Annotated in this window: 20 protein-coding genes; 6 read left to right on the top strand and 14 right to left on the bottom strand. The window is 61.1% G+C overall.

Going from position 1 to position 17,102, the window contains the following annotated elements; all coding sequences use genetic code 11:
- The 13 genes from MRBLMS1_RS21920 to MRBLMS1_RS21860 form a co-directional block, all read right to left on the bottom strand.
- A partial coding sequence (locus MRBLMS1_RS21920) for a hypothetical protein (protein WP_485881860.1) occupies positions 1 to 481 on the bottom strand: 481 nt, incomplete at its 3' end.
- A 106-nt stretch (positions 482 to 587) separates the two neighbouring features.
- Positions 588 to 1,340, bottom strand: coding sequence for a LytR/AlgR family response regulator transcription factor (locus tag MRBLMS1_RS21915; RefSeq protein WP_485881858.1), 753 nt, complete (start codon positions 1,338 to 1,340; stop codon positions 588 to 590).
- Positions 1,340 to 2,671: a sensor histidine kinase gene (locus MRBLMS1_RS21910; protein WP_070300940.1), complete on the bottom strand. Its 1,332-nt coding sequence runs from the start codon at positions 2,669 to 2,671 to the stop codon at positions 1,340 to 1,342. Before MRBLMS1_RS21910 ends, MRBLMS1_RS21915 begins: the two co-directional genes overlap by 1 nt.
- A 310-nt stretch (positions 2,672 to 2,981) precedes the next feature.
- Positions 2,982 to 3,449: a phage virion morphogenesis protein gene (locus MRBLMS1_RS21905; RefSeq protein WP_485881855.1), complete on the bottom strand. Its 468-nt coding sequence runs from the start codon at positions 3,447 to 3,449 to the stop codon at positions 2,982 to 2,984.
- Positions 3,446 to 3,934: a phage tail protein gene (locus MRBLMS1_RS21900; RefSeq protein ID WP_485881853.1), complete on the bottom strand. Its 489-nt coding sequence runs from the start codon at positions 3,932 to 3,934 to the stop codon at positions 3,446 to 3,448. Before MRBLMS1_RS21900 ends, MRBLMS1_RS21905 begins: the two co-directional genes overlap by 4 nt.
- On the bottom strand, positions 3,918 to 4,430 hold the full coding sequence (locus tag MRBLMS1_RS21895) for a lysis system i-spanin subunit Rz (protein WP_485881851.1): 513 nt from the start codon (positions 4,428 to 4,430) through the stop codon (positions 3,918 to 3,920). Before MRBLMS1_RS21895 ends, MRBLMS1_RS21900 begins: the two co-directional genes overlap by 17 nt.
- Positions 4,427 to 4,987, bottom strand: coding sequence for a glycoside hydrolase family 108 protein (locus tag MRBLMS1_RS21890; RefSeq protein WP_485881849.1), 561 nt, complete (start codon positions 4,985 to 4,987; stop codon positions 4,427 to 4,429). The genes MRBLMS1_RS21895 and MRBLMS1_RS21890 overlap by 4 nt, the downstream gene beginning before the upstream one ends.
- Positions 4,987 to 5,358, bottom strand: a complete 372-nt coding sequence (locus MRBLMS1_RS21885; protein WP_035820867.1) for a hypothetical protein — start codon at positions 5,356 to 5,358, stop codon at positions 4,987 to 4,989. Before MRBLMS1_RS21885 ends, MRBLMS1_RS21890 begins: the two co-directional genes overlap by 1 nt.
- Before the next feature lie 65 nt (positions 5,359 to 5,423).
- Entirely contained in the window at positions 5,424 to 5,639 is a 216-nt protein-coding gene (locus MRBLMS1_RS21880; protein WP_485881846.1) for a tail protein X, read from the bottom strand.
- A complete protein-coding gene (locus MRBLMS1_RS21875; protein WP_485881844.1) occupies positions 5,639 to 6,142 on the bottom strand; it encodes a head completion/stabilization protein in 504 nt (167 codons plus the stop codon). Before MRBLMS1_RS21875 ends, MRBLMS1_RS21880 begins: the two co-directional genes overlap by 1 nt.
- Before the next feature lie 95 nt (positions 6,143 to 6,237).
- Positions 6,238 to 6,954: a phage terminase small subunit gene (gene gpM, locus MRBLMS1_RS21870; protein ID WP_485881842.1), complete on the bottom strand. Its 717-nt coding sequence runs from the start codon at positions 6,952 to 6,954 to the stop codon at positions 6,238 to 6,240.
- Positions 6,954 to 7,973, bottom strand: a complete 1,020-nt coding sequence (locus MRBLMS1_RS21865; RefSeq protein ID WP_485881840.1) for a phage major capsid protein, P2 family — start codon at positions 7,971 to 7,973, stop codon at positions 6,954 to 6,956. Before MRBLMS1_RS21865 ends, gpM begins: the two co-directional genes overlap by 1 nt.
- 46 nt (positions 7,974 to 8,019) lie before the next feature.
- A complete protein-coding gene (locus tag MRBLMS1_RS21860) occupies positions 8,020 to 8,808 on the bottom strand; it encodes a GPO family capsid scaffolding protein (RefSeq protein WP_485881838.1) in 789 nt (262 codons plus the stop codon).
- Between the two features lie 136 nt (positions 8,809 to 8,944).
- Between MRBLMS1_RS21860 and MRBLMS1_RS21855 the strand changes: the two genes are divergently transcribed.
- The 6 genes from MRBLMS1_RS21855 to galE all read left to right on the top strand — a co-directional run bounded on the left by MRBLMS1_RS21855 (position 8,945) and on the right by galE (position 15,612).
- Complete coding sequence (locus MRBLMS1_RS21855) at positions 8,945 to 10,756, top strand: terminase ATPase subunit family protein (RefSeq protein ID WP_485881836.1); 1,812 nt, start codon at positions 8,945 to 8,947, stop codon at positions 10,754 to 10,756.
- A gap of 62 nt (positions 10,757 to 10,818) precedes the next feature.
- Entirely contained in the window at positions 10,819 to 11,823 is a 1,005-nt protein-coding gene (locus MRBLMS1_RS21850) for a phage portal protein (protein ID WP_485881890.1), read from the top strand.
- Complete coding sequence (locus MRBLMS1_RS21845; RefSeq protein WP_485881834.1) at positions 11,820 to 12,035, top strand: hypothetical protein; 216 nt, start codon at positions 11,820 to 11,822, stop codon at positions 12,033 to 12,035. Before MRBLMS1_RS21850 ends, MRBLMS1_RS21845 begins: the two co-directional genes overlap by 4 nt.
- Before the next feature lie 505 nt (positions 12,036 to 12,540).
- Positions 12,541 to 13,224: a DUF4274 domain-containing protein gene (locus MRBLMS1_RS21840; RefSeq protein WP_485881832.1), complete on the top strand. Its 684-nt coding sequence runs from the start codon at positions 12,541 to 12,543 to the stop codon at positions 13,222 to 13,224.
- 532 nt (positions 13,225 to 13,756) lie between these two features.
- Complete coding sequence (trmB, locus tag MRBLMS1_RS21835) at positions 13,757 to 14,437, top strand: tRNA (guanosine(46)-N7)-methyltransferase TrmB (protein ID WP_099376327.1); 681 nt, start codon at positions 13,757 to 13,759, stop codon at positions 14,435 to 14,437.
- Between the two features lie 155 nt (positions 14,438 to 14,592).
- The gene (gene galE / locus MRBLMS1_RS21830; protein ID WP_485881830.1) at positions 14,593 to 15,612 is read left to right on the top strand and encodes a UDP-glucose 4-epimerase GalE; all 1,020 of its coding nucleotides are present in this window, start codon (positions 14,593 to 14,595) and stop codon (positions 15,610 to 15,612) included.
- A 177-nt stretch (positions 15,613 to 15,789) separates the two neighbouring features.
- Here galE and MRBLMS1_RS21825 read toward each other — a convergent pair whose 3' ends face one another.
- Positions 15,790 to 17,076 (bottom strand): Glu/Leu/Phe/Val family dehydrogenase, encoded by a 1,287-nt coding sequence (locus tag MRBLMS1_RS21825; protein ID WP_034745922.1) that lies wholly within the window; start codon positions 17,074 to 17,076, stop codon positions 15,790 to 15,792.
- Positions 17,077 to 17,102: the final 26 nt, after the last annotated feature.

Genomic DNA, 17,102 nt, shown 5'->3' with positions numbered 1-17,102 from the left:
AGGAAATCTCCAGGTAGCCGATATTGGGACTAAGATGATCGACCTTTTCCACGCCAAGGTTTGATGCAAGAACCCTTTCAAGCACGGCAGGCGGCACTTGTTTTTCCCATTCCGCCCGCGTCTGTGGCGGCGGCGGCATTGCATCATCGGGCGGCACCGGGTGGGCACTGACATCGATGAACATATGCTTGTCGTGGATAACGCCATCAATGTCATCGAATAGCTGTTTGGCGAGTTGTTGACCGTCCGTGACCCTATCGTATTTGCCCTCGCGCTGATGCTGGCGCAAGACAACCTCGACTTGTTTGGCTTTGTCTGGAAAAACGTAGTGGGCATTGAGCTTGGCAATCAGCGTATCGATGACCTCCAACCGGACTGCCCGACTGACCTCCACTGTCGGCGCCACCGGGGGGGGCGCTGCGATTGCCCCTGTCACGGTCAGCAATAACAAAGCCAGGGAGACTATCCATTTATTTATCATTATTTTCCTTTTTTTAATATGATTAAATGATTCACTTCGAACTGAACCAACAAATCCGCCGTCGTCACGAAGGCGGCCAATCGGCAGGGAGTCTTTAACATCCCTGCTACATCTGGCGGAACTGCTTGGTAAATCCCTCACTAACGGTCAGGCGCTCGGTCCGGCCTTTCAGGATGACCTCCAGCCCAGGGCCGCTGCGCACCCCGGATTCAATGCGTTCAATCCGGTCAATGGCCTGCAGATTGACGACGGCACTGCGGTGGATTTGCGTGAACAACTGCGGGTCCAGTTGATCGAGCAGGGACTTGAGAGGCAACCGAATCAGCGAATCGCCGTTGTCCGTCACCACCCGCGTGTACTTTTCGTTCGACTGGAAGTACAGCACTTCGCTCACCATCACCAGCCGCACCGAATTGCCGCTTGAGGCCTTGATCCACTTGAGGTACACCGGTGCGCTCTCCTGTTCAAAAAGCTGTTCCCACACGGCCGGCGGCGGGCTTGCGGCCGTGCGCGACTTCAAACGACGGATCGTCTGCAGCAGGCGTGAGGTCGTCACCGGCTTGACCAGATAGTCGGACGCGCCGGTATCGAACGCGGCCAAGGCATAGTCCGCATACGCTGTAACGAACACTACCTGGCACGACTCGGGAATATGGCGCGCCACCTCCATGCCGTTCAGGCCGGGCATCTGTATGTCCAGGAATACGATGTCCGGTTTCAGTACGTCGATGCTTGCCACCGCGTCGATGCCGTTTTCGACCTGGCCGGCGATTTGCAGTTCGGGCCACAAGGCGTACAGCTGGTCCACCAGCTCCGCCCTTAGCAAAGGCTCGTCTTCGACGATCAGAGCGCTTGGCATCAGGCGTGGCTCCCGACAATAGGCACCGTCAACACTGCACATACGCCTTGTCCGTCGCCCGGCTCCACAAAAAGGCTAGCCTTCCGTCCATATAGCAGCAGCAAGCGCTCTGTAATATTCGCCAATCCCGTTCCTTGCCCGGATTGTTCGGTCAAGCCGACCCCGTCGTCGACAACAGACACGCTCAGCAGCCCGTCCGTGCTGTCGCTTTCGTGCCTTACGCTGATGGTAATCAGGCCCGGTCGGCTGGCCCGCTCCAAGCCGTGTTTGACGGCGTTCTCCACAAGCGAGATCAGCATCGCCGGCGGGAACGGCAGGCTGCGCAATTCTTCGGCCACTTCGACAGCGTAGCGTAGGCGCGTGCCCATGCGGATGCGCATCACCGCCAGGTAGTCGCTAACAAGATCCATTTCTCGTCCCAAGGTCGAGGACACCGAGCGCATATCGGGCATCGCGTTTTGCAGGTAGCCGACCAGATGGTCGAGCATCTCTTGCGCGGCCCGCTGGTCGGTGCGGATCAGATACTTTAGATTTGCCAGGGTATTGAACAGGAAGTGCGGCTCTACCTGGGCCTGCAAGGCTGAAAGACGTGCCTGCAGAGAGGTGCGTTCCAGCTCGCGCTCACGCCGAGCCGCATTTAGTGCGCTTGCATGGCGCGCGAGGTGCTGTTGCAGTTGGGTAGACACCATCTCGGCAGTCTTTAGCGACTCACCCTGCTGGATCGCGAACCAAGCCAGGCCAGGTCGGCAGCGCAACTCAATGTCGCAGCTGGGGCCCAAATCGGACGATATTCTCACGTCGACATGGCGCCCCAGCACCAACGGGCGCCAGCGACCCAGCACGATCCGGCCCTTGAAAGGGTCGTGAAAAAACGCAGGCGGACCGGAGTAGCCAAGTGCCATGCCGAGCGCCAGCCCCGATAGGGACTCGGTGCACAGGTCAAAGGTGGTGTAGGGATTGAACGGCGCATGGATACGACGCGTAACCATGGAAGCCATCGCCTCGACACTCAGCGCCTTGCCCTCTTCGCTCAGCCGCGCTAGAAAGCTGCGTGCGATCCCATTAGACATCAGCGCGAGCCAGACCATCACCGCCGCCACAACGCCGCTGACAATGTACGGAGTCAGCTTGCGGGTCTCCATTTCGCCCGGCGCGGCCGGGGTGTGGTTCAGCCAGAGCGGAAGCAGCGCGATTGCCAGCGACAGGAACAAGAGTGAACCGGCGTTTAAGCGCAGCGCAGACTGCAGCAAGTAGCGGCGCACAAGGTGGCGGTCGTGCTTGACTTCCGATACGGGAGGCGCGTTGAATGGCAAAAATGGGGGAGAACTCATTAAATTCCTTGTGTTTAACTCGCCCCCATTCTAGCGGCACGGACGCCCGTATTTTCTCCCATGCGACGAACGCCTACAAATCGCGGAGGAAACCGGCGCTGGCGGGATGGACGCCGCCGATAGAGTCGCTGCCGGGCTTAGCGATTTAGAAGGACATATGCATGAACCCAGATGGGTGGAGCGGTGCAACAGGAATAACCGACTCCATTTCAGTGTCCACAGTAGTTCCCGCCAAAAAGTAATGGGAACTACTTTGGCAGACGCTACTTGCCACGACCAGACGGTGCAGGGCCGACGCTTACGATGCATCTTAGTTTTTTTCTATGTGACGCAATAGCGATTCGCATATCAACGTCCGATTCGCCTCACTCATTCCTAACAGTGGCCGCTCCCGGTACTTGTACAGTGGCCCTTTTTTCGACAAACGGTCTTGCTGGCCAAACTGATGCACATGCGCCACGCGCGCCACCCAGCCAAAGAACCCGACCTCGATCTGGTCGCCGGTCGCCTTCACCTTCAGGTGTTTTGCAGTACGAATCTTGGCGAACATGGCCGCCTTCTGCCGCTTGATGCGTCCATTCTTGCCTTTGAATTCCTTGCGCCGCTTGCGCGCCGTATAGGCCGTGCCATCCGGCCCCTGCTGCGCCTTGATGCGCTGCGCCTGGCTGCGGCGCAGGTCGATGGCTACCTTGTGATTGATGGCGCGGCGCTGGGCTGGCTGCAGCTTGGCCAGCAGGGCGCCGGCCCAGGTTGCCAAAGTGTGCAGGTCGTCGCTCATGCCGTCGCCTCGGGCGTGCGCCATTCGGCCAGAAGGGTCTCGCCGTCATACAGCTTCCAGAACTCATCCGCGTAGGCTGGCATGTGCTGTATCTCGGCCAGGTGTTTGATGTCGAGGCGGCCCGCTTCGCCAGCCTTGACGGCCACGCGCTCGGTCAGGTCCAGCTTGATGGAAATGTCGACCGTTTCATGATTATTAAAATCCACCTCGAAGGCGATGCCGTGCTTGCGCGTTTCCTCGTTGGCCATCAGGTCGAGCTGGTGGACTTTCAGCCAGGCGATCAGGGCCACCATGATGGCGTCGGCGTCGCCCGCGTAATCGGTGACGATCAGGTTGAGCTTGAAGCGGTATTCGAAGGAGAGGGACGCGGTGGCACTGGCCACCACGTTCCCTTCATCTGCGAAGACCAGCAGGCGGTCGGGATCGCGCTGCAGCTGGGGAATCGCGGCGGCCAGGTGCTGGCGCAGGCTATTCGGTTTGTACATGGTAGGTGTCTCGTACTAGGTTGTAGGCGTCGATGCAGGCGTTCAGCTGGCGGGTGGCGTCGTCGCCGTCGCCGGCAATGGCGTCAAGAGCTGCCGCAGTCGCTGGGTCAAGTTCGGCTCGCGTTTGGTGCCGATGGCTTGCGGCAGCGGCGGAATCTGCGCTTGTGGCGCAGTGGCCGCTGGCGACGGGGATTGACAGGCGCACAGCGCCGCTGCGCACGTCATCGTTAAAACGGTCACGTTCAGTTTTCGCATGGGTTTGTTCCTGATTGAGGTGGTCGGCGCGCTGCGCCAGGGCGGCGCCAGCGGCGCGCTCCAGCGTCAGCACGCGGGCGGTGGCCTGGGCCAGTGCGGTGGCGGCGGTGCTTTTGCTGGTGGCCGCCGCCCGCTGCAGTTCGGCGATGCTGGCATCCTTACGCCAGCCCTGCGCCGTCCAGCCCGCGATGGCGCCGCACAGGAGGCAGGCGGCCAGAGGGCGCCAGGTGGTCGCAATCACATGGCCACCCGTTCCTTGATCCAGCCGAACAGAAAACGGCGCTGGGTCTTGTTGGCCTCGGTGATTTCCAGGTAGCGTGCCGCCTGCAGGCCGTTCAAGGCGCGCAGCAGCACCGTGGCGCCGTCCTGGCCGCGCCATTTCAGGAAAGCGTCCAGCGCGTCCAGCGACTGCGTGCCCAGGCGGCCATCGACGAACAGGGCGGGATAGCGGGCGCCCGTGTCATTGAAACCGTTTAGCCAGCGCTGCAGGAACTCGGCCGCGCGGTGCGGCCCCATGTTCACGCCCGTGTCGATCACTTCGGCGCCGATGCTGGCATGCAGGGCCAGCACCTGGTCGAACTTGGGTTCCGTGATGTAGCGGGCCGTGTAGATGGCGCGGGCCATTGCCACGGGCAGCTCGCGCATCGGCCCCGTGTAGCCGTTGGCGCGCGCCACCGCCACGGTGATACCGTAGTTGGTTTCGCCGCCTTTGTCTTGCGGGTCGTTCACATAGCCGCCTTCGGCGCACAGGATGGCGTCGATGGTGCGCGCGATCAGGGGATTTTCCATGGTGGCCATCAGTGTTCCTTTGCGTCTTTGACCAGCTCGGCGATGTCCTTGTCGCTGCGGCGCTGGAACCACAGGGCCACGGCGCGCGATACCCACCAGCCGGGCGCGCCGACGATCAAGTCGATGGCGGAGGCGTTGACCATGGCGCCGATGGCGGGGAGCTGCGCGCACAGCAGCTGGTACACGGTGCCGCCCAGGAGGCACGAGAACACGCCGGCGCAGGCCAGACGGGCGACGAATTCGCCCTTGTTGAAGGTGCCGTCGCTGTTCAGCGGCGGCAGCACGATGTACAGCATGGCGGCGCCGACCATGCCCAGCGCCGCCTTGAAGCCGTACAGTTTGACCAGGGTGGCGAAACCACCAAACGATTCTGCGGACATTGCTTGATACTCCGGGGTGAAGTTAGATAGATTTTTCATGACGGTAAAAATGGTGGATTGCTGCGTTAATCCCATAGCTGCACAAGATCGGCTGCGGCCACCTGGCCCGTGCTGGGCGCCGGCTCGGGCAGGGTGACGACCAGGCCGGCCGGCAGCACGGCGCCGTGGCACGCCAGTGCGGGATTCATTTCCAGGGTGTGCTCGACGTATCCCGCGCCGTCGCCCAGGTAGCGCCACACCATGGCGTCCACCGTGTCGTGCTGCCGCGTGCGTACCTGCATCAGATCAATTCCACGGTGAGGTGCGTGCGCCCGACCATATCGGCGATGGCCCATTGCGCATTACGCCGCTGCGCGCCGGGGGCCTCGTCCAGCCACTCCGTGCTTTTCTTGTCGCTCACGGAGGTGGCCGTGCTGTCGTAGTCGCGGTAACGCTCAATCAGATCGGCTTTCGCCGTGCTGTAGACGGCGCGCCGGTACTGCGCCAGCAAGCGGGACTCGCGGTTGATGCGCGCGGCCGGCACGTCGGCCAGCGCGGCGATGCCGGTGGCCGCATGCACGCTTTGCCAGCCGGCCAGCTCGCGGTTGACCTGCAGAATGGCATCGACCACGGCTTGCACCAGGCGCGCGTCGGTGACGGTGCCGTCCAGGCGCATGGCGTCGCGCATGTCGGCCAGCGCAATATCGGGAAACCAGCCGTCGTTCTCGATGATGCCGGCGGCCGGCGCTGGCGGCGCGGGCGTGGTGCCGGGCGGGATGGACGGGGGCAGGGCCATGAAGGACATACGGGGCGCTTTCAAAATGGGGCGGTGGACGGGGTTCATCAGGTCGCTGGTTTGGCCAGAATCCCCCCGTGCCGCCGTGCTGCGGGGGATGCTCTTTACGTGGAACCGGCCGTGCGCTTGAGGCGCCGTTCCAGCCGTTCCATATCTTTCTTGACGCCGCACGACTCGGACAGGGCGCGGGCGCGCTTTAACTGGCCCATGGCCGTTTCCGCCTGCGCCACCAGCGCCGGGGCGATGTCCGTGTCGTCGGCTTGATCCAGCACGGCGATCATGGCCAGGCCGATGGCCTTGTGCAGCTTGGCGCGCGCCTGGTCGGGCGCATCGCTGGCGGCCGTCATCGCCTCGACGGTGCCCAACACGGCCACGGCATGCTGCGAATCGTCGCCCAGCTTGCCTTGCAGGTAGGCGGCGGAAAATTCGTCCAGCATCATGGTCGGAATGTCGCGGCTGTAGCCATCGGGCAAGGTGAACTTATGTTCCATGCAGTAGGCGGCAATGACCAGGGCGCGGTCATATTCGCCCGTGTCGATGTGCCATACCAGCAAGGTGGCCACGACATCGTCTTGCGCACCCTTGCCGCCGGCCAACACGCCGTCGATCCACTGCGCATAGGTCGCCAGCATGGTGGCCTTGACCTCGATCTTGCGTTGGACCGACTGGATGGATTTCAGCTGGCGTCGATCATCGGACAGCTTATAGAGCATCAGCTCATAGGCACTGCCAGTGGTGACGCCTTGCGGCGCGGCGGCGCCGGCCGTGCGCTCGGCCAGCATGCGCGCGCGGTGGCGCAGGGCGGGGGATTGGTTGCTCATCACTTGTCTTTCAGCTCGATGTTTTCCACCAGCGCGGCCAGGCCGAGGTCTTCGATCACATAGGCGTCGTTCGACGACTCGTAATTTTCGATGCGGTCGCGCTTGGGCACGTCCTCGACGCGGCGGCGGCGCGCGCCTTCCTGGAAGTAGATCGACAGATTGTCGAAACGCGTGATGAGGATGGCGTTATCCGGGAAGAAGGGCACGCGCGCCGCCGGCAAGCCGCCAATGCGTTTCTGGCTGATGATGATGTCGGCCGCCAGCGTTTCCGTGGGTGCCTGCTTGGTGTTGACCAGCGGGAAATACTTGTCGTTCAACAGCTTGCGCCCGACGATGGCCACCAGGTTGGTGTCTTCCTGATACCACGGGTCCAGCAGGTTGACGGCATCGGTAACGGCCGCGTCCAGGTTGGCATAGTCGGCGTCGGCCACGTCGCCGATGATGACCTTGCCCGGCATGCCAGCGGCCACCAGGCCCAGCACGCGCTCTGGTGCAAGCTCGCGCAGGTGCTGCAGCCAGCCTTTATTGACGTCCTGCAGCAGCGGATTGGCGTCCAGGTCGGTGTCAGCCATGGCTTTCACGCCATTGAAGCCGATGACGATGCGATCTAACGCTTGACGCGTCAGGATGGCATTGGCCACGCGCGACTGGAAGTCGGGGAACTTGGCCCAAGCGTCCAGCTTGGCATAGTTCAAATGCGTATCGAAATTGGTTTGCTCGCAGCGGTATTTGGTGCCGTCCAGGGTGGACAGGTCGCGCGTCTTGCGTTCCTTGTCCTTGGTGTTGGTGCGGCCGGCAATCGGGCCGGATACGCCCAGGCCCAGCTTTTCGCCTTCCTGCTCGGTCACGCCGATGATGTTGACCTTCGACAAAAACTCGCTCGATTCCTGCATCTTGTTTTCCAGCTTTTGCTGCACGCTGGGCGTGACGCTGAATGTCTTGGCCACGTTGTCCGTGTCGTTCAGTTGGCCCAGGCGGGTTTCATATTGGCCAAAGACCTGGCGCGTTTGCTTTTTCATAAATCATTGCTCCGTTGTTGAATGGGGGAAGAAAGGGCGAGGGCGCTTAAAACTCGGTCTGCACGGCACCGTCGTTGCCGGTGGCGGCCGGGCGGCGCGGGCCGTTGCCGGGTGCTTCATCCATCTGCGCCTTGAAGGCGGCCAGCTCGTCCTGCGTGGCTTTCAATGCCGTCTCGGTTTTCTCCAGGCGGGTCACGGCGTCCGCGTAGTTGTCGTTGGCGGTGACGACGTGGCCGGCCAGTTCCTGCACGGCTTCGCTGATGTCGGCGAACTGCGCGGCGTCGGCGCCGGATTTGTTCGAAAAGCGCGACAACAGGTTTTTCACGGCGTCGGCCAGCCTGGTGCCCTGCGGCTCGTCAAACTCCAGCGTCACCTCGACGGCGGAAGTAAACAGGTTGGCGCTTTGCTGCTTGCGGCCGGCGGAGAACTTCAGCGCCTCGGTGCCCAGGCTGGCCGGACTGTCGGTCACACCCAGGCCGACCAGGTAGGGCTGCGATGAGTCGGCAAAGTCGGGCTGAATTTCCAGGCTGGTGTACAGCTTCTGTTTCGCCTTGTTGATGGCCACCAGTTCCGGCGTAGGCTCGATCTGCGCGAACAGGGCCAGTTTCTTGCCGTTGTCGGTGTCTACTTCCTCGGCTTTCACCGCGATCACGTCGCCGTAAGCCTTGAATTGGCTGTCGGGCAGGATGCCGCGAATGTGTTCGAGCCAGATGCGCGCGCCGTAGGTTTTCGGGTTGTAGGTGGCGGCGATTTGCTCGATGGTGGCGCGGTCGATGTTACGGCCGTCCGTGGTGGCGCCTTCGGTGGCGACGCGGAAGAATTGGGATTTAGGCATGGTGGCGTGTCTCGGTTGATCGGATAACGCCATGGTCAACGTCTTGGCGCCGCGATTCAATGCGCTGCGGGTTGCTATGGGCTATAGCGACTTTTGCCTTTCCCCGCTCCGCGCGCGCGCGGCCTACGCTGGCGGCATGCTGACAATCGAGAAAATAAGCGAACAAACTCCCGACGAGAAAATCGCCGAATTGGCCGTGCCTGAGTCCGAGCCGCGCCGTGCCGCGCGCGCCCTGTACTGGAAGGGCTGGCGCATTTCGTCCATCGCCCGCCACCTGGGGATCAAGCGCAGCACCATCAATAGCTGGAAAGAGCGCGACGAGTGGGACAAGGCGCAGGCCATCGAGCACGTGGAAGCGTCGGCCGAGCTGCGCCTGGTGAAACTGATCGAAAAAGAGGTCAAGAGCGGCAGCGACTACAAGGAAATCGACTTGCTGGCGCGCACCATCGTGCAGATGGCGCGCGTGCGCCGCTACGAGCAGCCGGGCGGCAATGAGGTCGATCTCAATCCCAAGCTGGCGAACCGCAATGCTGGCCCGAAGAAGAAGCCGACGCGCAATGACTTCAGCGAAGAGCAGAAAATCCAGCTGCTCGACGCCTTCCAGGACTCGCTCTTCGACTATCAAAAGGTCTGGTATCGCAACGGCGACCAGCGCACGCGCGCCATCCTCAAGTCCCGTCAGATCGGCGCCACCTGGTACTTCGCCCGCGAGGCGCTGGCCGACGCCATGGCGACGGGCCGCAATCAAATCTTCCTGTCCGCTTCAAAAAGCCAGGCGCACGTCTTCAAGCAATACATCGTGCAATTCGCCCGCGAGGCAGCGGGCATCGAGCTGACGGGCGATCCCATCGTGCTGCCGAACGGCGCCCACTTGTATTTCCTGGGCACCAACGCGCGCACGGCGCAGGGCTACCACGGCAATTTCTACTTCGATGAATTTTTCTGGACACAGAATTTCCAGGAGTTGAACAAGGTGGCCTCGGGCATGGCCATCCACAAGAAATGGCGCAAAACGTATTTCTCGACGCCATCCTCGACCACGCACCAGGCCTATCCATTCTGGACGGGCGAGCTGTTCAACAAGCGCCGCGCCAAGGCGGACCAGGTGAATATCGATGTGAGCCATGGCCGCCTCTCGTCGGGTTTCACGGGCGAGGACAAGATCTGGCGCCAGATCGTCACCATCCTGGACGCCGAGCGCGGCGGCTGCAACCTGTTCGACATCGACGAGCTGCGCAACTTCGAATACAGCCCGGACCAGTTCGACAACCTGCTGATGTGCAACTTTATCGACGACTCGGCCTCGGTCTTTCCGCTGGCCGAGCTGCAGCGCTGCATGGTCGATTCCTGGGTGGAGTGGGACGACTACAAGCCCTTGCTGGGCCTGCGCCCGTTCGGCAACCGGCCCGTGTGGATCGGCTACGACCCGGCCTTGAACGGCGACAGCGCCGGCTGCGTGGTGCTGGCGCCACCGATGACGGCCGGCGGCAAGTTCCGCATCCTGGAGCGCCACCAGTGGCGCGGGCAGAGCTTCGAAGACCACGCAGACGCCATCCGCCAGATGACGCAGCGCTACAACGTCGAGTACATCGGCATCGACACGACCGGCATGGGCATCGGCGTGCTGCCGATCGTGCGCGGCTTCTTCCCGGCGGTCACGCCGCTGAACTACTCGCCCGAAGTCAAAACCCGCATGGTCTTGAAAGCCAAAAACATCATCAGCAAGGGCCGGCTGGAATTTGACGCCGGCTGGACCGACATTGCGCAGTCCTTCATGGCCATCCACAAGACCCTGACCCCCAGCGGGCGGCACGTGACCTATGTCGCCGGCCGCAGCGATGAAACCGGCCACGCCGATCTGGCGTGGGCCTGCATGCACGCCCTCGATCACGAGCCATTCGAAGGCACCACCGACAACCACCAATCTTTCATGGAGATTTATTCTTGAGCAAAGCACGACACTTGCGCGCGCGCGGCCGGCAGGCCCAGGGCGCACCATCAACAGCGGCCATGGCCACGGCGCCGGCCGCCGCCGGTATCGAGGCGTTTTCCTTCGGCGATCCGACGCCCGTGCTCGAGCACGCCGACATTCTCGACTGCTTTGAATGCTGGAAGAACGGCCACTGGTACGAGCCGCCCGTCAACCTGGCGGGCCTGGCCAAGTCGTTCAATGCCGGCGTGCATCACAGCAGCGCGATTCACTTCAAGGCCAACGTGCTGGCGTCCACGCTGATCCCAAGCAAGTACCTGTCGCGCGATGCCTTCAAGCGTATGGCCCTGGACTTCCTGACGTTCGGCAATGCCTACCTGGAAGACCGCCCCAGCCGCAGCGGCAAGGCGCTGGCGTACCAGCATGCGCTGGCCAAGTACATGCGGCGCGGCGTCGACCTGGATACCTATTATTTCGTGAACGGCTACCAGGCCGTGCACCAGTTCGACAAGGGCCGTGTGTTCCACCTGATGGAACCGGACGTGAACCAGGAACTGTACGGCGTGCCGCAGTACCTGAGCGCGCTGCAGTCGGCCTGGCTCAACGAGGCGGCCACCCTGTTCCGCCGCAAGTATTACAAGAACGGTTCGCACGCCGGTTTCGTCTTTTACATGACGGACGCGGCCGCCAACACCCAGGACGTGGACAACCTGCGCCAGGCCATGCGCGACAGCAAGGGACCGGGCAATTTTCGGAATCTGTTCATGTACGCGCCGAACGGCAAGAAGGACGGCATCCAGATTTTGCCAGTGTCGGACGTGGCCGCCAAGGACGAATTTTTCAACATCAAGAGTGTGACGCGCGACGACCAGTTGGCCGCGCACCGCGTGCCGCCGCAGCTCATGGGCATCTTGCCGAACAATGCCGGCGGCTTCGGCGCCGTCGAGCCGGCCGCGCGCGTTTTCGCGCGTAACGAGCTGGTGCCGCTGCAGGCGCAGTTCATGGCCATCAACGAGTGGGCCGGCGTGGAAGTGGTGCGCTTCGCCCCGTATGACCTGGCCACGGGCGGGGAGGGCGCGGCATGAGCGATCACATCGACAACACCGACAAGATCATCTTTGCAGAAGTGGCGCGCGGTCTGGCCGCCGTGCGGCGCCGGTCGGGCATGTTGGCTTACGGCTGCTGCCACTACTGCGACGAGGCGCTGGCTCCCGCGCGGCTGTTCTGTAACGTGGACTGCCGCGACGATTACGAGAAGGAGCAAGCGGCCAAGGCCCGCGCCGGCCGCGCAGGATGACCGCTACGCCGCGATAGCCGGCAGGGCGGGGCAGCGACCACCCAGCCGCGCCAGAGCGCCCCAGTCACCGCACAAGCCGCCCACGAGGCGGCTTTTTCACGTCCTGATGATTGATGTTGCTATGGAGGCAATAAAAATCCCCATTTCGGCCCGGCGCGCGCAGTTGTCCCCCCTCCACACCTGCCCGCTATATAGGGGTCTTTTGACTCAAATTTGCACCATGGCCGAAGGCGCATGAGGACTGGCGCGGAGGGGCGAGGAGGCGGTATGCGATTTGACGCATTTTGACGCACTTTGAACGGTTTTTTGTGCGGCTGGTGGTGGGCGTGAGAAGGGTACTTTTTGAATGCTGTCGGGGCTGTATTGCGGTCCCACGGCGCACTTCTATTCGATGCTGTGACGCAGCGCTGCCGGAGTGTATCATCCATTAACTCTCTCATATTGCCGGCTTGCTGCGGTGCTGGTCGCGCCAAGTAAGAGTGTATGGCAATATCGTACAGACTGGATGAAGAACGACATTTTTTTACTTGTCGCATTCACTCATCCTGAATTTTTATCAAACCGCCTACTCCAAGGAATGCAAATGTTAACAAAACTGGCAAAAGCTCTGGGACTTAAGCAGCCGAACGGCTCTGATGCTGAGCAAGATATCTTAATCTTGGCCCTGAAAGGAAAATGTGCCGGCGACACTTATTACTATGATATGGATCAGTCGGTTTTTGACAGCGCTATGGAAGGCGATGAAGAGGAAGATTTTTATCGTTTCTATGCTTGGCAGAGAGAGATAGGTATTCAAGCGTTCAAAAAAGAAGTGGGAAACGATCTCTCGGCATTGTCTGGATATCAACTTCATGCCATCGCTCAGCATCAAAATTATCATAATGGTATATGGCTTCTAAAACAGGTCATAGCGCATCCAAAGTGTGAATTTGCCACAGCGTTTGGCATCTACTGGGCCAATCAGCCGGGCGATTACTATGCGCGATACGAGACACTCGATCATGCCTGCGATGACATCAATGCCCTATCCCATGCGAATGCCGTGTTGCTCAATGCGATCGAACAGAAGACAAAGCTAGGAACATTTGCACAGACCCTTCCAGCTCCCGACGTTGCTTGTTTCCTGGATCGCAAGCCAGACTATTCAGTGAAACCGATGATAAATATTCCAGTTGAACTCCGTGTATAGTTGTGAAGAGCAGGGCTTGTGCGATAGGAATTTATGCGGAGGGATGTCGATACCCTAGTCTTCGCAAAGTATTTATGCACCGATATTCGGATGTAGGTAGTTTAGTAGGTACGGTTGTCGCTTGACATCTAAAAGTCGCATAAAGCTTAGTTATTCGCATTACACCGCTGCCTTCACTGCGCAGCCTCTCCACGCGCCGAGGGCGCGCGTCTGGAGTATCCTCTAGCGGTCAAATCAGCGATGCAGTCTGTGGGGGCGGTACCGTTTGCCTGAATAGCTCGCTCCACAAACGCAAAATGCACCGCATGGATGGCTGTTTGTACGGCTGCTATAATGTCACCTTTGCGGAGCAGAAACGGGCCGCAAGCCCGCATGGTTGTTGAGTTCCTTGTCGAGCTTCCCAAGCTTACGACGAGGGTTCGATTCCCTTCACCCGCTCCATTTTCGCTGGCGCCTGGCTTTGTGTGGCGCGGCTACTTATTTCTTCACTTCCATGTCTTCTGATACCCCAGCAAACGGCCCGGCGCGGCCGATGATGTACGATCCGACCGAACACCGCATCCGCAGTTTCGTCACCCGCGCGGGACGGCTGTCTGTTGCGCAGGCGCGCGCGCTTGAGACCTTGGGGCCGCAGTTCCTGTTGCCTTTCGCCAAGGAGTCCATGGATTTCGAGCAGGTGTTTGGCCGCAAGGCGCCGGTCATCCTGGAAATCGGTTTTGGCATGGGCGCGACGACGGCGCATATCGCCAAGGCCATGCCGGAGAAGGATTTCATCGGCGTGGAAGTGCACACGCCCGGCGTCGGCAGCCTGTTGAAGCTGATCGGCGAAGAGTCGCTGACGAATCTGCGCCTGCTGCAGCACGATGCCGTGGAAGTGCTCACGCACATGATTCCCGCCAATTCGCTGGCCGGCATCCACGTTTTCTTCCCCGATCCATGGCACAAGGCGCGCCACAACAAGCGCCGCCTGATCCAGTCGCCGTTCGTCAAGCAATTGACCGATCGCCTGGCGCCGGGCGGTTATCTGCATTGCGCTACCGACTGGGAAGATTACGCAGTGCAAATGTTGGAAGTGCTGGGCGCCGAGCCGCAGTTGCACAATAGCGCTGATGGCTATGCGCCGCAACCGGCGTATCGTCCGCTGACCAAGTTTGAAAACCGCGGCTTGAAGCTGGGGCATGGCGTGTGGGACTTGGTGTTCATCAAGAAGTAAGCGCCTGGTCCCGGCTTGCTTGCCGGTATTGATTGCGCGAGGATGAGCCTGCTGCGGTGACGCAGCGGGCTTTTTTATTGTTCGCGTTTTCGTGTGCAGGCTAGGCAAAGCGGGTGAATTACGGTAGTCTTATCTTTTTTGCATTGATTGATATTATGTCCAAGAAAATACTCGTGACCGGCGCATCCGGTTTCATCGGTTCGCATACCTGCGTCGAATTGCTGGCTGCCGGTTTCGAGGTAGTCGCGGTGGATAATCTGTGCAACAGCGCGCGCGAAGCGATGGCGCGTGTGGAGCGCATTGCCGGCAAAAGCGTGCCCTTCTACGAGGCGGACGTGCGCGACCGCACGGCCATGGCCGCCGTCCTGCGCGAGCACGTCATCGATGCCGTGATCCATTTCGCAGGCTTGAAAGCCGTGGGCGAATCCGTGGCGCAGCCACTGATGTATATGGATAACAATGTGTCGGGCACCGTGGCGCTGCTGGAAGTGCTGGCGGCGGCGAACGTGAAGCGTTTTGTGTTCAGCTCGTCAGCCACCGTATATGGCGATCCGGAAGCCCTGCCGATTCTGGAATCGTCGCGCCTGTCCGTGACCAACCCCTACGGCCGCTCCAAGCTGATGGTCGAGCAGATCCTGGGTGATCTCGTGCATGCTGATGCTCAATGGCAAGTCGGCGTGCTGCGCTACTTTAATCCGGTCGGCGCGCATGCCAGCGGCTTGATCGGCGAAGATCCGGCCGGTATTCCGAATAATCTGATGCCCTTCATCGCGCAGGTGGCCGTCGGCCGCCGCGAGCGCCTGGCTGTGTTCGGCAATGACTACGATACGCCGGACGGCACGGGCGTGCGCGACTACATCCACGTGGTCGACCTGGCGCTGGGCCATGTGGCCGCATTGAACCGTTTGTTCTCCGCCGAGGGCGGCTTTACCGTCAACCTGGGCACGGGCCACGGCTACAGCGTGCTCGAGACTGTACGCGCCTTCGAGGCCGCCAGCGGCCGCAAGGTCCCCTACGATATCGTGCCACGCCGCCCCGGCGACATCGCCAGCTGCTACGCCTCGGCCGACAAGGCGAAGCAATTGCTGGGCTGGCAAGCACAGAAAAACATCGACGACATGTGCCGCGACCACTGGCGCTGGCAGCACCAGAATCCGCAAGGCTACGCAGCTTGAAGCAAAGCTGGCGCCCATAAAAAATCCCGCTCACACATCAGTGTGGCGGGATTTTTTTAGAACGCCAGCAACCCAATGGCGCCTGAAAAATGTCTGGGGCCAGGCGCAAAGCCGAAGACAGTACGCTAGTACGACGAGGCGAAGCAACAACGCCCCAGGCATTTTCTCAGGCAGCCATTATGGATACAGACCGCGCACTTCGCGAGCCTGGAGAACACGGGTGCACGCCAGGATGAAGGTGGCGGTACGCATCGACACTTTCTTCTCTTGCGACACTTGCCATACCGAATCGAATGCTTCGCGCATGATGCGGGTCAGGCGGCTGTTGATTTCTTCTTCCGTCCAGAAGAAGCTCGAGAAGTTCTGCGCCCACTCGAAGTAGCTGACGGTCACGCCGCCGGCGTTGGCCAGCACGTCAGGCACGATCAGCACGCCGCGGTCGGTCAGGATGTCGTCCGCTGCCGGCAGGGTCGGGCCGTTGGCGCCTTCCAGGATGATCTTGGCGCGGATGACTTGTGCGCGTTCAGCCGTGATTTGCTGTTCCAGCGCGGCCGGGATCAGGATGTCGCAATCGATGCCCCAGAAATCTTCGCGTGGCACGAATGCCTCGGCGCCCGGGAAGCCTTCGACGCTGCCCACTTCGGCCACGTGTGCCAGCAATTGCGGGATGTTCAAGCCGCCGGAGTGCACGACGGTCGTCTTGTGGTCTTGTACCGCGACCACTTTCGAGCCGGCTTCAGCGAACATGCGTGCGGCGACGCCGCCCACGTTGCCGAAACCTTGCACGATGACTTTTGCGCCTTCGAGCGACATGCCGACCTTGGCGGCCGCATCGCAACCGACGACGAATACGCCGCGGCCCGTCGCATCGCGGCGGCCCAGGCTGCCGCCCAGCGAGATTGGTTTACCCGTCACCACGCCGGTCGACATATTGCCGCCGATCATGGCGTAGCTGTCCATCATCCACGCCATGACTTGTTCATTCGTGTTGACGTCCGGCGCCGGGATATCCTTGTTCGGTCCGATGATCATGCTGATCTCGCTCGTGTAGCGGCGGGTCAGGCGTTGCAGTTCGTTGCGCGACAGGGTCTTCGGATCGACACGGATACCGCCCTTGGCGCCGCCGTATGGCACGTTGACCGCTGCATTCTTGACCGTCATCCAGGCCGACAGGGCCATCACTTCCGACAGGGTCACATCCTGGTGGAAGCGCACGCCGCCTTTGCCCGGACCGCGCGACAGATTGTGCTGCACGCGGTAGCCTTCGTAGTGGGCAATGGTGCCGTCATCGCGCTCGATAGGCACGTCGACCGTCAGGATGCGCTTTGGACGCTTCAGCGTTTCCACCCAGCGCGACAGGTTGCCCAGGTACGGCGTAACGCGGTCGATCTGCTCGAGGTAGACGCCCCATGGGCCCAGGTCTTCAGGATTGAGGTAGGAAGGAAGTGCGTGCTTGCTGGTCATGCTTGATAAGCTCCTGACAATACGAA

Source organism: Massilia sp. LMS1-1-1.1, from assembly GCF_040815535.1.
Classification (GTDB): domain Bacteria; phylum Pseudomonadota; class Gammaproteobacteria; order Burkholderiales; family Burkholderiaceae_D; genus Janthinobacterium; species Janthinobacterium aestuarii.
The sequence above is the reverse complement of the archived record's forward strand: the minus strand, read 5'-3'. Positions and strand labels throughout refer to the sequence as shown.